This window comes from Pseudomonas sp. Nvir (assembly GCF_963778085.1).
GTDB lineage: Bacteria > Pseudomonadota > Gammaproteobacteria > Pseudomonadales > Pseudomonadaceae > Aquipseudomonas > Aquipseudomonas juntendi.
On record NZ_OY970405.1, the window covers coordinates 2,492,888 to 2,505,374 of the forward strand.

General features: G+C 60.7%; 22 protein-coding genes. 21 read left to right on the plus strand and 1 reads right to left on the minus strand.

The window, feature by feature from the left end; genetic code table 11:
- Positions 1-279 precede the first annotated feature (279 nt).
- Positions 280-504, plus strand: a complete 225-nt coding sequence (locus AACG97_RS12040) for a hypothetical protein (protein WP_054913365.1) — start codon at positions 280-282, stop codon at positions 502-504.
- Positions 505-865: 361 nt separating this feature from the next.
- Here the strand turns inward: AACG97_RS12040 and AACG97_RS12045 are convergent, their stop codons facing one another.
- Positions 866-1,054: an ECs_2282 family putative zinc-binding protein gene (locus tag AACG97_RS12045; RefSeq protein ID WP_054913364.1), complete on the minus strand. Its 189-nt coding sequence runs from the start codon at positions 1,052-1,054 to the stop codon at positions 866-868.
- A gap of 115 nt (positions 1,055-1,169) precedes the next feature.
- Between AACG97_RS12045 and AACG97_RS12050 the strand changes: the two genes are divergently transcribed.
- From AACG97_RS12050 to AACG97_RS12145, 20 genes are all read left to right on the plus strand, one after another.
- A complete protein-coding gene (locus tag AACG97_RS12050) occupies positions 1,170-1,814 on the plus strand; it encodes a hypothetical protein (protein ID WP_070085883.1) in 645 nt (214 codons plus the stop codon).
- A 47-nt stretch (positions 1,815-1,861) separates the two neighbouring features.
- Positions 1,862-2,236 (plus strand): putative holin, encoded by a 375-nt coding sequence (locus AACG97_RS12055; protein ID WP_054913362.1) that lies wholly within the window; start codon positions 1,862-1,864, stop codon positions 2,234-2,236.
- A complete protein-coding gene (locus AACG97_RS12060) occupies positions 2,237-2,518 on the plus strand; it encodes a phage holin family protein (RefSeq protein WP_070085884.1) in 282 nt (93 codons plus the stop codon).
- Positions 2,519-2,567: 49 nt separating this feature from the next.
- On the plus strand, positions 2,568-2,726 hold the full coding sequence (locus tag AACG97_RS12065) for a hypothetical protein (RefSeq protein WP_175442628.1): 159 nt from the start codon (positions 2,568-2,570) through the stop codon (positions 2,724-2,726).
- Positions 2,726-3,064 (plus strand): HNH endonuclease, encoded by a 339-nt coding sequence (locus AACG97_RS12070; protein WP_070085885.1) that lies wholly within the window; start codon positions 2,726-2,728, stop codon positions 3,062-3,064. Before AACG97_RS12065 ends, AACG97_RS12070 begins: the two co-directional genes overlap by 1 nt.
- Positions 3,065-3,223: 159 nt before the next feature.
- On the plus strand, positions 3,224-3,769 hold the full coding sequence (locus tag AACG97_RS12075) for a terminase small subunit (RefSeq protein ID WP_197886239.1): 546 nt from the start codon (positions 3,224-3,226) through the stop codon (positions 3,767-3,769).
- On the plus strand, positions 3,766-5,454 hold the full coding sequence (locus tag AACG97_RS12080) for a terminase large subunit (protein WP_197886240.1): 1,689 nt from the start codon (positions 3,766-3,768) through the stop codon (positions 5,452-5,454). The genes AACG97_RS12075 and AACG97_RS12080 overlap by 4 nt, the downstream gene beginning before the upstream one ends.
- Positions 5,451-5,612: a hypothetical protein gene (locus tag AACG97_RS12085; RefSeq protein WP_085983377.1), complete on the plus strand. Its 162-nt coding sequence runs from the start codon at positions 5,451-5,453 to the stop codon at positions 5,610-5,612. Before AACG97_RS12080 ends, AACG97_RS12085 begins: the two co-directional genes overlap by 4 nt.
- Positions 5,605-6,915 (plus strand): phage portal protein, encoded by a 1,311-nt coding sequence (locus AACG97_RS12090; RefSeq protein ID WP_197886241.1) that lies wholly within the window; start codon positions 5,605-5,607, stop codon positions 6,913-6,915. Before AACG97_RS12085 ends, AACG97_RS12090 begins: the two co-directional genes overlap by 8 nt.
- A gap of 3 nt (positions 6,916-6,918) precedes the next feature.
- Entirely contained in the window at positions 6,919-7,776 is an 858-nt protein-coding gene (locus tag AACG97_RS12095; RefSeq protein ID WP_197886242.1) for a head maturation protease, ClpP-related, read from the plus strand.
- A gap of 2 nt (positions 7,777-7,778) precedes the next feature.
- On the plus strand, positions 7,779-8,963 hold the full coding sequence (locus AACG97_RS12100; RefSeq protein ID WP_197886243.1) for a phage major capsid protein: 1,185 nt from the start codon (positions 7,779-7,781) through the stop codon (positions 8,961-8,963).
- Positions 8,964-9,020: 57 nt separating this feature from the next.
- Complete coding sequence (locus tag AACG97_RS12105; protein WP_197886244.1) at positions 9,021-9,581, plus strand: hypothetical protein; 561 nt, start codon at positions 9,021-9,023, stop codon at positions 9,579-9,581.
- Positions 9,582-9,584: 3 nt separating this feature from the next.
- Positions 9,585-9,926 (plus strand): head-tail connector protein, encoded by a 342-nt coding sequence (locus tag AACG97_RS12110; protein ID WP_197886245.1) that lies wholly within the window; start codon positions 9,585-9,587, stop codon positions 9,924-9,926.
- A complete protein-coding gene (locus AACG97_RS12115) occupies positions 9,923-10,249 on the plus strand; it encodes a phage head closure protein (protein ID WP_197886246.1) in 327 nt (108 codons plus the stop codon). Before AACG97_RS12110 ends, AACG97_RS12115 begins: the two co-directional genes overlap by 4 nt.
- 8 nt (positions 10,250-10,257) lie before the next feature.
- Positions 10,258-10,428, plus strand: coding sequence for a DUF7210 family protein (locus AACG97_RS12120; protein WP_167524208.1), 171 nt, complete (start codon positions 10,258-10,260; stop codon positions 10,426-10,428).
- Positions 10,429-10,431: 3 nt separating this feature from the next.
- A complete protein-coding gene (locus AACG97_RS12125) occupies positions 10,432-10,932 on the plus strand; it encodes an HK97 gp10 family phage protein (RefSeq protein WP_009681824.1) in 501 nt (166 codons plus the stop codon).
- Entirely contained in the window at positions 10,925-11,311 is a 387-nt protein-coding gene (locus AACG97_RS12130) for a DUF3168 domain-containing protein (RefSeq protein ID WP_009681823.1), read from the plus strand. Before AACG97_RS12125 ends, AACG97_RS12130 begins: the two co-directional genes overlap by 8 nt.
- 54 nt (positions 11,312-11,365) lie before the next feature.
- Positions 11,366-11,866: a hypothetical protein gene (locus AACG97_RS12135; protein WP_009681822.1), complete on the plus strand. Its 501-nt coding sequence runs from the start codon at positions 11,366-11,368 to the stop codon at positions 11,864-11,866.
- Positions 11,867-11,906: 40 nt separating this feature from the next.
- A complete protein-coding gene (locus AACG97_RS12140; protein ID WP_033690111.1) occupies positions 11,907-12,251 on the plus strand; it encodes a hypothetical protein in 345 nt (114 codons plus the stop codon).
- Positions 12,248-12,484 carry a hypothetical protein gene (locus AACG97_RS12145; RefSeq protein WP_009681820.1) on the plus strand — a complete coding sequence of 79 codons (237 nt, stop codon included), beginning with the start codon at positions 12,248-12,250 and terminating at the stop codon, positions 12,482-12,484. Before AACG97_RS12140 ends, AACG97_RS12145 begins: the two co-directional genes overlap by 4 nt.
- The last annotated feature ends 3 nt before the right edge of the window (positions 12,485-12,487 follow it).

Below are 12,487 nucleotides of genomic sequence, written 5' to 3' on the forward strand. Positions count from 1 at the left end.
TACCTCTAGGCGTATAACCCGTAAAGGTAAAAGATGCGCCTAGGGTTATTTTTATGCGGATGACACGCCCAGGCAGCTGGGCTAAGTCGGTAGTGGCGTCGTCTAATCCCGTGCGGACAATGGGCGGCTACGCGATGAGAGTCTGGGGTACGTGACCCAGCGATCCAGACCACGAAGCCGGGAAGCACCGGCCCTCCGCACCCCCGTGAAGTCCAGCCACGAGTTGCCCGCAAATTTCACTGAGCGCAGAATGCAGCTTTGAGTGAAGGAGCGTTCGGCATGGTGTTGCGTGGTATGGCGCAGATGCATTTTGATGACTTGGCCGAGAGGTTCCAAAACTTGGTTCGCACTCTCGGTGGCCCGGAGCCATTGGAGTTCGTTTGGGTTGTGTTCTACCAAGGACGGGTCTTTGGTGCCTATCCGCTTGCAGAGCAGGCGCTGGTGAAGATTACCGAAATTGAGCACTGCATCAGCATTGATGAAGCCCCTGCCCCGCAAGCGTAAAGCTCTATCTGCGCTGAAGTAGCCCCCCTGAGCGCATAACCTACCGCTCCATGATGACCGCGCCGATGGCGCCTGACGCTATGGAGAGGCTGAGAGATTCCTGTGAGAAATCGAGGCGCTAGTCTTTCACGGTATGGCAATTGCCTAATGCGCCATGGCAATATCGAGATCCGAGCTTTTGCATAGCCGTAGCAGTCTATGTTGGCTAGTTCGGATTATCCGGCCGAAAGGCCGGTTTTTTTTGAGCCTCGGTGTCTGCCGGGGCTTTCTTCATTCTGGAGGACGCATGGAAAAGCTACAGCTCGACGTAAAGGTTGAGGGCGCCGCTGACTTCCTACGCCCTCTGGCTGAAACAATCAGGTCACTTGAACAGTTTCCCGAGCTGCCGTTGCAGGTCTTTCGTGACCTTGTCGCTCACAGCCTTCATGAGCTTTCCGTAAGTCTCGACAGCGCCGCATTTGCCGCAGGTGACCTTCGAGTTGTCGTTCGGCCTAGCCGGAACCTCGAACTTATCACTGCCGCACTTGGCGCACTTGAGGGTTACCTTCATCGTTTTTCGCTCCGTGAAACGTCTTGTGTGGAAGCTCGACAGTAGTACGGGGCCACCTTTCGCATGTCTAGGGCTCGCCATTCAGGTGGGCCTTTTTCGTATCTGGAGCAAGCAAATGTCCGATCCAGTTCTCGCGGCAATCGCTTCCCTGTCAGCTTCGGTTAGCAACCTTCAGGCACAGGTGGCCACCCTAAGCGGCCAGGTTGCAACGAAGGCAGACACCACGGCCGTCCAGGCGCTGGCGAGCACCGTCACCGCGGAAGGTGGCCATGTAACGGTGCTGACCAACAGAGTCGCGGAAGCCCGTGCTACCACAAGCCTGACGAGCCGCGTGACCAGCTGCGAAACCGCAGACCTGCTCATCGATGCCGGCCAGACAGTCGAGCCTCTGCGCATGGGCAAGGTTGTCTTCCACGGCGAGACTGCCCGGCAGATCCGGGCCGCACAGGCAGTTCTGCGGGAAGCGGGTGTAGGCCAGTTGGAAGTGGTGAAGCGTCCCAACGAGCCCAGGGAGCCATTCGTCGTGATCGACGGACAGGTGTTCATCACCAAGGCCGCACTCGAAAGCTCTGGTACCGATCCATGCCCTTACAGCCTCAAGGTAACCATGGGTGAGGATGGCCGTTTCTACATCGCCGGTGTTGGGGTTGGTGTCAGCACTGTCGCAAACGAGCTGAAGCTCGGGCCGAGCCTGGAAAATGATGTCCGCCGCCTGCTTCGCGAAGAGCTCAAGCCTGGCGGGATGCTGCATCGCTGCTGATCCAATGCCCGCCTTGAGCGGGTTTCTTTTTTCTGTGGAGCACCCCTATGGCCGAACCAAGTACCGGCGCCCTTGCAGTGACCGGCGTACTTGCCAGCGTCGGCCTGGGTGCTTTCTTCCCGCAGCTGGACCTGGCCACCTTGGTGGGGTCCTTCGGCGGGGCTTTCTTCTACGTCGTCTTCGCCAAGGACATGAGCACCTGGCGCCGGGTCGGCTACTTGCTGACTGGCTGGATCGGTGGCTACTTCGGTGCGGCCGAGTTGATGGGCTGGGCTTGGACCAAGACAGCTGGGTTCAGCGCCTTCGTGTGTGGCGCTCTGTGCGTGATCACGTTCTCTGGCCTCATCGAGTGGATGCAGACCGGCCAGCCGCCAAGGTGGTGGGCTTGGTTCTTCCGCCTCCGAGCCAGGAAGGAGGGTTGAATGGCTGCCGTAATCCAGGCCGTGTTGTGCGCCGTCATCTTCGTGATGATTGGGCTGCGCTATCGGCCATATCCAGATGCCCGCTACAAGCTGGGCGTGTCCCTGATGGCCTGGGCCGCATGCGCGGTCACAGGAATGCAGTGCGTGAGCCTCATAGGCCGCATGGTGCTGCATGACGAGTTCGCCGACGTGTCCTGGTTCAACACTGCGTTCTACCTCCTGGCCGCCATGCTGGTCTGCCGGGCGAAGGGCAACGTCGCCAAGATTGTGCGGGTTGAATGATCCGCGCCACGAAATCGACATGCGCCATTTCGTGGCGCGAGGAGGCTGAATGGCTCGCATGACAGCAACGATCGTCTGCCGCCATCGCTGGTGGCTGAAGTACTACCTGGCTGGTGTGCTAGGAATTGCGCTGGTCACAGGGCGTGAGCCGGACCCAGATCGGATCGCTTACTGGGTCGATCGCGGATTGAAAGCTGAGGTGCACTGATGGCCAGGCTCAAGACGCTCGGTTCCCGCATCAAGGAGAGCGTAGGCTCTCGGGTCAAGGTCGTGAGCCCCGGTAGTTGGCGAAGCGGCATGACCAGCTCCCAGCGCGGCTATGGCTACAAGTGGCAGCAAGCCAGAGAGCGGTACCTGCGCGACAACCCGCTGTGCGTTTATTGCGAGCGGAACGGCCGCATAACTGCCGCCAGGGTTGTCGACCACATCGTTGCTCACCGTGGCGACATGGTCCTCTTCTGGGAACAGACCAACTGGCAGAGTCTCTGCAAGCCTTGTCACGACTCCGTCAAGCAGGCTGAAGAGGCGTCGGGGCTAGGTAGCTGACACGTCAGCGGATCGACCAGAACCCAGCGCGGCGGGCTAGAAGCACGCCAGTGACGTGCCGCGAAAGGGGTAGGGGGGTCAAAAGCTAGGGATTCTCATCTAGCTAGACCGCCACCGACCCCACGTACAGATTTTTTTCCCCCACAGGATTTTTGTTAAATGGCTTTAACATCCCGCAAGCGCGCATTCATCGCTGCGCTGAGGGAAGGTGCGTCCAATCGGGACGCCGCTGTAGCGGCTGGCTATTCCGAAAAGACAGCGTCTGCGGCGGGCTCTCGGCTGGTGAAGGACAAGGATGTGGCGGCTGAACTGCTAAAGCTCCGCGCCCTGGGTTTGATGCCTCAAGATGTTAAAGGTGATGTTAAAGCGCATGTTAAAGCCAAGCCTGCCGAGAACACCTCGGCCAGAGATGAGCAGGCGGCAGAATCGGACCCTGTAGCCGATGAACAGCCGGAACCCGAACCTGCTGGTTTCGACCTGACCCAGGCGCTCCTGCATCGTGACCCCAAGGACTTCTTGCTGTCGGTGATGAACGACTTGGGCAGCGAACCAAAACTGCGTGTTGACGCAGCTAAAGCCCTGATGCCGTTTGTTCACCCGCGCAAGGGTGAGAGTGGTAAGAAGGACCAAGCTCAGGCCAATGCCGATAAAGCGGCCACCGGCAAGTTCGGCACGCGCCGCGGCCCGCTGCAGTCGGTGAAATGATGGAGTGGTCAACCGCTTGCCTAGACTGGGAGCAGCGCATTGTTGCCCGCCAGAGCCTGATTCCGTTCGAGCCGTTGTTCCCGACTGAGGCTGAGGAAGCCCTGGACGTGTTCGGTGCGTTGCGCATGGTAGACGCCACTGGCAGTCCTTTGATGTGCGAGACCGTGCGTGACTGGGTCAACCAGTTCGTGGCCGCAATATTTGGGGCCTACGATCCAGACTCAGGACGGCGCCTGATCAGCGAGTTCATGCTGCTAATCAGCAAGAAGAATGGCAAGTCGACCATCGCCGCCGGAATCATGCTAAGCGCGCTGATACTCAACTGGCGTGCTTCGGGTGAGTTCATAATCCTCGCGCCGACCAAGGAGATCGCGGACAACTCCTACCTGCCGATCAGGGATATGGTGGCGGCTGACGACGAGCTCAAAGCCTTGCTCAAAGTGCAGGACCACCTGCGCACCGTGACCCATCGTCAGACTAACGCCACGCTGAAGGTGGTTGCGGCGGACAGCGAGACGGTCTCGGGCAAGAAGGCCATCGGCGTCTTCGTCGATGAGCTTTGGGTGTTCGGCAAGCGCGCCAATGCCGAGGCGATGCTGAGAGAGGCCACCGGGGGCCTGGCATCCCGACCGGAGGGATTCATCATCTGGGCAACCACCCAGTCCGATGCTCCGCCTGCTGGCGTGTTTCGGCAGAAGTTGATGTACGCCCGCAAAGTGCGCGACGGCGAGATTGTGGACCGGTCGTTCCTACCAGTGCTTTACGAATTTCCCAAGGCCATGCTGGATGCTGGCGCGCACCGGGACGCCTCAAACGCCTACATCACTAACCCGAACCTCGGCCTGTCGGTGGATGAGCCATTCATCGAGCGCGGGTACGCCCAGGCGCAGCTGGACGGCGAAGAGTCATTCCGTGTCTTTCTGGCCAAGCACCTCAACGTCGAGATCGGTCTGGCGCTCCTTTCTGATCGCTGGGCGGGTGCTGACTTCTGGGAGGCGCAGACCTCGGAGCTATGCCGCACGTTGGAAGACCTGATTGAGCGCTGCGAGGTGATCGATATCGGCGTCGATGGCGGAGGGTTGGATGACTTGCTTGGCCTGGCGGCAGTCGGGCGTGAGCAAGGCACACGGCGCTGGCTGGCCTGGACTCATGCCTGGGCCCATCCATCAGTACTGGAACGGCGAAAAGCCGAAGCACCGCGCATCCGCGACTTCGCCAAGGATGGGCATCTGACCTTGGTTAAACGCATCGGCGATGACATCGAAGCGGTGGCGCAGCTGGTGTCTCAGGTCGAGCAGGCCGGCTTGCTGGACAAGGTCGGGCTTGACCCGGCCGGCGTCGGCGCGATCCTCGACGCGCTGGAGGCCGTTGGGATTCCGCGCGAAAAGATCGACGGCATTTCACAAGGCTGGCGCCTGGGCGGCGCCATCAAGACTGCCGAGCGCAAGCTGGCCGAGGGCGCGCTGCTACACGGCGGCCAGCCGATGATGGCTTGGTGCTGCGGTAACGCCAAGGTCGAGCCGCGTGGCAACTCGATCCTCATCACCAAACAGGCCAGCGGCTCGGCCAAGATCGACCCGCTGATGGCGCTCTTCAACGCTGTGACGCTGATGGCCCTCAATCCAGAGGGGCAGGGCGGCATGGAAAACTTCATGGCAGGCATTCGGGATCCACTGATCGCATGAACGCATTTCATATTTTCATCGCCTGCGCAGTGATCGCTTTCTGCTTGGCATGCGGCGGCGTCTGGATGCTGGCTGGTACCGGCTGGGCTTTGCTGGCGGGATCGCTGAGCTTTTTCTGCATCGCCGGCTTCATCCGCAGAGGGCTTGTCAGTGATTAAAACCCTATCCCAGGCACTGGGGGCTGCTGCTGCCAAGCCTTCAGCCAGTATGAGTGAATGGCTGGGCAAGACCATCAAGCTGTCGGATGGAGGTTTCTGGAGTGCCTTTAACGGCGCTCAGTCCAGTAGTGGTAAATCGGTCAGCGTCGATAAAGCCATGCGCCTGTCTACCGTGTGGGCATGCGTTCGGATTATCTCGACATCGGTAGCTGGCTTGCCGTTGAGCATCTACCGGCGCATGCCGGATGGCAGTCGCGAGAGCGCGCGAGACTTCCCGCTCTACGATGTGGTGCACACCAGTCCCAACCAAGATATGGCTGCCTTCCATTTCTGGCAGGCTGTCGTCGCCTCGATGCTGCTATGGGGCAATGCTTATTGCGAGATCCACCGATCAGCCGGGCGCGTGATTGCCCTCGACTTTCTAATGCCGTCGCGAGTCGAGCTTGAGTTCGACGATGATGGACGGCTCAGGTACTTCTTCAAGCCCCGAAAGGGCGCGCGCCGGGAGATTATGCGGCAGGACATGCTGCACATTCCGGCTTTTACCCTGGACGGGCGGGTTGGGCTGTCCGCCATACGTTACGGCGCAGATGTGTTCGGGTCGGCGATGTCAGCAGACGACGCCGCCAACAGCACCTTCCGCAACGGCATGATGCCCACGGTCGCGTTTTCGGTCGACAAGACGTTGAACCCTGCCCAGCGGGTTGAGTTTCGTGAGTACGTGAAGACGATCTCCGGGGCATTGAATGCAGGCAAGAGCCCCGTCCTCGAGCAAGGCGTGAAGCCGGAAATGATCGGCATCAACCCCGCCGATGCGCAGCTGCTTGAGTCGAGAGGGCACAGCATCGAGGAGATTTGTCGCTGGTTCGGCGTCCCGCCCTGGATGGTGATGAAGACCGACAAGGGCAGCAACTGGGGCACCGGCCTGGAACAGCAACAGATCGCATTCCTCACCTACTGCATCATGTCCTTTACGGCGCCAATCGAGCAGTGCGTGAACAAGTGGTGCATGACGGCGGTGGACCGGATCAATTTCTATTCGGAGTTCTCCATTGAGGCGTTCCTGCGGGCCGACAGCTCCGGCCGCGCGGCATACCTCAGCACGATGGCGCAGAACGGGTTCATGACTCGCAACGAAGGCAGGGGCAAGGAAAACCTGCCAAGTAAGCCTGGCGGGGATGTGCTCACCGTGCAGTCAAACCTGGTACCGCTGGACCAGCTGGGCAAGCAAAACGATGGGCAAGCTGTTCGAGCCGCCCTGATGAACTGGCTGCAAGAGCCGGATAGCACCTCTCGGGAGTAACCCATGAAACACAAGATCCAGTCTCGCGGCCTGCGCAGCGAGATGAGCCCGCGCGCGCTCGATAAATGGAATCCCGCGATCCAGGCGGCTGTCGAGAACACGTCGGACACCATCACCGTATACGGCGTCATCGGTGAAGACTGGTACGGCGAGGGTGTGACCCTCAAGCGAATTGATGCCGCGCTTCGCTCTATCGGCGAGAAGGATGTGACGGTGTATATCAACTCACCGGGCGGTGACATGTTCGAAGGCATCGCTATCTACAACCGCCTGAAGGAGCACAGCCAAAAAGTCACCACCAAGGTGCTCGGCATGGCTGCAAGCGCAGCTTCGATCATCTACCTGGCGGGCAGTGATCGGCAGGTAGCCAGCAGCGCGTTTCTGATGATCCATAACTGCTGGACCTTCCTCGCGGGGAACCGCCATTACCTGCGTGATGTGGCTGATGACATGGAGGAGTTCGATGCTGCAATGGCTGACCTCTATGCCGAAACCAGCGGGCAGTCGCCAGAAGACATGGCCGAGTTGATGGATGACGAAACCTATATCCGTGGCAAGCGTGCGGTGGAGCTTGGGCTGGCCACCAGCGTGCTATCCGCAACGGAAATCACCGAGCGCGAAACCGAAGAGTCGGCGCAGGCCAATGCCCTCAAGGCCATGGATGTGGCACTGGCAAAGGCGGGCATGCCCCGTTCCGAGCGCCGCGAGCTATTCGCCAGTTTCAAGTCCGGCATGCCTCGCGCTGCCGGCGGGGGCACGCATAACGCTGCCCCGACCGACAAGCCCCGCGCTGTCGCGCCAGACCTCTCCGCCTCTCTGAGCGCGGCAACCAACATCCTCAATTCTCTGAAAGGAAAGTGACCATGGACTTTGAAGCCCAAGTCAATGAACTCAATGCCAGCCTCAAGGGCATTGGTGATCAGATCAAAAGCCAGGCCGAGGCGACCGAGAAGCAAATCAAGGCTTCCGGTGAGATGAACGCCGAAACTCGCGCCAAGGTCGATGAGCTGCTGACCAAGCAGGGCGAGCTGCAAGCGCGCCTGGGCGAGGCCGAGCAGAAGCTGGTCAATGCCAATCGTGACCGCCAAGCACCTGAGCGTCCGCAATCGGCTGGCGAGATCGTTACCGCCTCCAAGGAAATGGAAGGCGTTGACTCGTCGTTCCGAGGCTCTCGCCGCATCTCCGTGACCCGGGCAGCAATCACCTCGGCGCCCGCATCCGCCGGTGACCTGGTAGCGCCCGATCGTCGCTACGGCATCCAGGCTGCTCCCGAACGCCGCCTGACCATTCGCGATCTGATCGCCCCAGGCCAGACCGGTAGCAATTCGGTGGAGTACGTTCGAGAAGACGGCTTCACCAACAATGCTGCGCCGGTGCCGGAAGGCGGTTCCAAGCCATACTCCGACATCAAGTTCAAACTGGAAAACGCCCCGGTGCGTACCTTGGCTCACCTGTTCAAGGCAAGCCGTCAGATCCTCGATGATGCCCCAGCGTTGAAAAGCTTCATCGACGCTCGCGGTCACTACGGCCTCAAGTTGGCTGAAGAGTCTCAACTGCTCTTCGGCAACGGCACTGGAGCCAACATTGGCGGCATCGTTCCCGCTGCTCAGCTCTACGCGGCCCCCGGCGGTGTTGTGGTCACCGGGGAGCAGCGGATTGACCGAATTCGCCTGGCCCTGCTGCAGGCCGAGCTGGCTGAGTTCCCATCGGACGGCATCGTCCTCAACCCAATCGACTGGGCGTTGATCGAACTGCTGAAGGATGCTCAAGGCCGGTACCTGATTGGCCAGCCGCAAGGCGACACGCAACCAACTCTGTGGCGCCGCCCTGTGGTTTCCACACAAGCCATGCCGCAGAACGACTTCCTGGTCGGCGCCTTCGGTCTGGGCGCGCAGATCTTCGACCGCATGGACGTGGAAATCCTGATTTCCACCGAGAACGACAAGGACTTCGAAAACAACATGGTCACCGTCCGTGCCGAGCAGCGCCTGGCCCTGGCCATTTACCGGGGTGAGGCGTTCGTCACCGGTCCGTTGACTGGCGAATAAGGCTGGACCACAGCAGCAATGGCGCTCGTAAGGGCGCCACTTTTGAAGGAGCTGAGTATGTCGAACGCAGGAAAGAAGACCGGCAGGAACCACACTGAAGAGCAAGCACCGGAGCCCGAGGCTCAGCCTCCTGTGCCCGCTGACGGTGTTGCTGACGCAGCTTCCAACTCGGGTGACGACGGCAATCAAGCGGTCGGTGACGTAACCGCTGCAGCCTCTACCGGTGGCAATGATGCTGCTGGGCAATCCGTTGCAGATGGCGCGGCAGCATCGTTGGCCGCAGAGCCTGGCGCAGGTCAGGATGCCTTGGCATCCGACGCTGGCGGCAACGATGCGCCTCCGCTGACTGCCAGTGGCGAACAGCTGGCAGAGCAGAGCACAGCAGGTGCGCCGAGCGGGGAGGGCTCCTCCGACCTCTCCGTGGCCATTGGTAAAGTTCCTGCGCCCGTCAAACCCGCGCCTGTGAACCCGGCTGAGGTCGAAGTGTTCCCGCTTCGTACCTACCAAGACGCCGGCGAACTGCGTCGGCGTGGGGGTAAGGTGTACACCGTGGACAGGCGTCATGCTGAAGCCCTGGTGCAGCGAGGCCTCGCTTCTCTTGAGCCGCCGGAGGAGTAGCAGATGGCGGTCATCAGCATGTCCATCGCTCGGCATCATCTCCGTGACCCCGACGATGCTGACGAATACCTGGAGCTCCTGATCGAGGCGGCGGAAGGGCAGGCGATGGACTATCTGAACCGCCGGTTTTACGCCAACCAGCAGGCGCTTGATGAGGCTGTCGCCGCCGGGGATGCCGGTGATTCGCCCATGGTCAGCAATAAGCAGATCCAGGCGGCTTGCTTGTTGATCCTCGGCCACCTTTACGCCAACCGCGAGGACGTTGTGATCGGGACCATCGCCACCGAACTGCCGCAAGGTTCGAAGGCGCTCCTGACGCCGCATCGTATCGGGTGGGGCATATGAGGGCCGGGCCGCTGCGCCACCGGCTTCAGGTTGCTCATCGACACGAGGAGAGGAATAAATCCGGGGGCGCTACAGTGACGTGGCTACCAGCTGCTCGCCCAGAAATGTGGGGTGAGGTTCGCACCCCAAGCGGTCGAGTCATTGCGGTTGCTGAAAAGCTGAGTGTTGTTGTAACCGCCGAAATCATCGGCAGGCCGCGGCTAGATATCGTTGCAGGATCGCGCCTGACACGTAGGGGGATCACGTACCAGGTTGAGGCTGTGTTGCCTGACAACGAAAATTCCCTGATGAGGCTTCTCTGCTCATCGGTACCTAACCCATGAGGTGAAACATGAAAATTCGAGCACTGGGCCCGCTGACGGGCGCATCTGGTGAGCGCGAGAAGGGCGAAGAGTTCGAGGTGACCAAGGAGCAGGGCGAAGGCCTGATTGCTCGTGGCTACGCTGAGGCCGTGGCCGACAAGGCCGTCAAGCCAGCGAAGGCCGATCAGGCCAAGGAGTAGGCCATGGCGCGCCGCTCGAAGATGCGCGGCGACATCCGCCTCCGGCGGACGCTGCGCAACATCCACAAGACGATGGACAACGAGTTGGCCCCGGCGATGCGCCAGGCCGCTGAGCGGGTTCTGGCCACCCAGCAACAGCTGATGCCCAAGGACACGGGAGCAGCGGCCGCCGCGCTGAAGATCTACGTCGCGCCCAGCGGGCTGGATGCGCAGATCGGCATTCGAGGAAAGCGCGACAATCGAAAGTTCTTCTACCTGCGCTTCATCGAGTACGGAACCAAGGGCTACATCGGCGGCAAGCGCGCAGGGAGCCGGAACCGCCGCGCAACCAACAAGAGCGATGGCGAACACTTCTTCGGCAAATACCCGGATATTCCGGCCAGGCCGGCGCATCCCTGGCTACGCCCCTCCATCGACGTAAACCGGGAGTACGTCATGGCTGATATCGAGACGGCGGTGCGTCGAACGCTCCGCAAGGCAAGCCAGGGAGTAGGCAATGACTGATCCATCCCTGGCCCTACAAGAGGCCATCTTCGCCAGGCTTCAGGCGGAGGTGAGTTGCCCGATCTACGACGGTGCGCCCTTGAATGCGGAAATGCCATATGTGTCCATAGATCGAGAAGTTTCGGTCAACAACAGCCCGATCTCGGGCCGCAAGCGCGAAACGCGCCTGCTGTACCTGTCCGTCTGGTCTGATGCTGTCGGCCAGGCCGAAGTGAAGCGCATCAACGGCGAGGTGATCGCCGCCCTGGACGAGCGCCCGCTGCCGCTGGAGGTTGGCCGCGCTGTATCGGTACGCGTCATCCAGTCGGACGCCCAGCGGGATGCTGACGGCGTTACCTACCAGGGCTCGATCACGGTTCGCGTCATCACCACCCACTGATTCAACCACCGGCCGCGCTGCGGCTTTATCCAATGTGCCTTTGGAGGAACCCCCATGGCCGAAGACAACCTCAACACAGCCGCTGGCTGCCGCCTCTTCATTGGTGGTAAGACCGGCGCTGATACCGTAACCGAGTACGAGGCCGATACCTATGTCCGGGTGGGCGAGATCGAAGACCTCGGCGAGTTCGGCGACACCTTCAACCCGGTGAACTTCACCTCTCTGGATGATGGCCGTGTGCGCAAGTACAAAGGCACTGCCGATGCAGGCAACATGACCATGGTGGTGGGCTTTGACAGCGGAGACGCCGGTCAGAAGGCTGTAGCTGTCGCGCATAAAGACCGCTCCAAGGGTAACTACAACGTCAAGGTCACCTTGAATGACGGAGACCCTGACGCAACCCCTGCGATCCTGCCGACTACGTTCTATTACGGCGTGAAGGTAATGAATAACACCGTGGCAGCCGGCCAGGCCGACAACGTGGTGCGCCGTAACGTCACGCTGGCGATCAATACCGACATCATCGAAATTCCAGCCGGACCGGCCACCCCATGATCTACGGGGCTGGCCCCGTCCCACCCCTGCGAGAAATCCAATGAGCGAAGCCATGCACGGCACCGTCACGCTGGTGATTGGTGCCCGTAGTTACACCCTGAAGCCGACTCTGGATGCGGCTTTGCGTATTGAACACCGGTTCGGTGGTCTGCGCGGAGCGCTGGAATCGATGCGACTGATGAGCATCGCCGCCTGTGCTGACATCGTGATTGCTGGCGCCGACCTGAAACCCGACCAGCATCCGGTTATCGCCAGTGAGGTGTTCCACACCGGTGTGGCCAAGGTGTCTGGTCAGTTGACCGAGTTCATCACCGTTCTGCTCAACCCTGTACCGCCGAGTGTGGTTGCCAAGGGAAAGGACGAGGCGGCCAGCACAGCGCAGTGAAAAATGGCAGCTACGTTGACTACCTGTTCGGCGTAGCCACCGGCTGGCTTGGCTGGCCGCCTGAAACCGCCTGGCGTACTCCCATCCCCCAAATCATGCTGGCGCTTGACGCCCGTCTCGACTGGGCAGGTCGCGGTCAGGTTCAGCCATCTGGCCAGCCCGCGGCGCCGCGTAGCCCCGGCAGCGTGGCCGACAAGCTGAAGGCCTTCTTCCGAGGCCGTCAGCCAGAGTAGTTT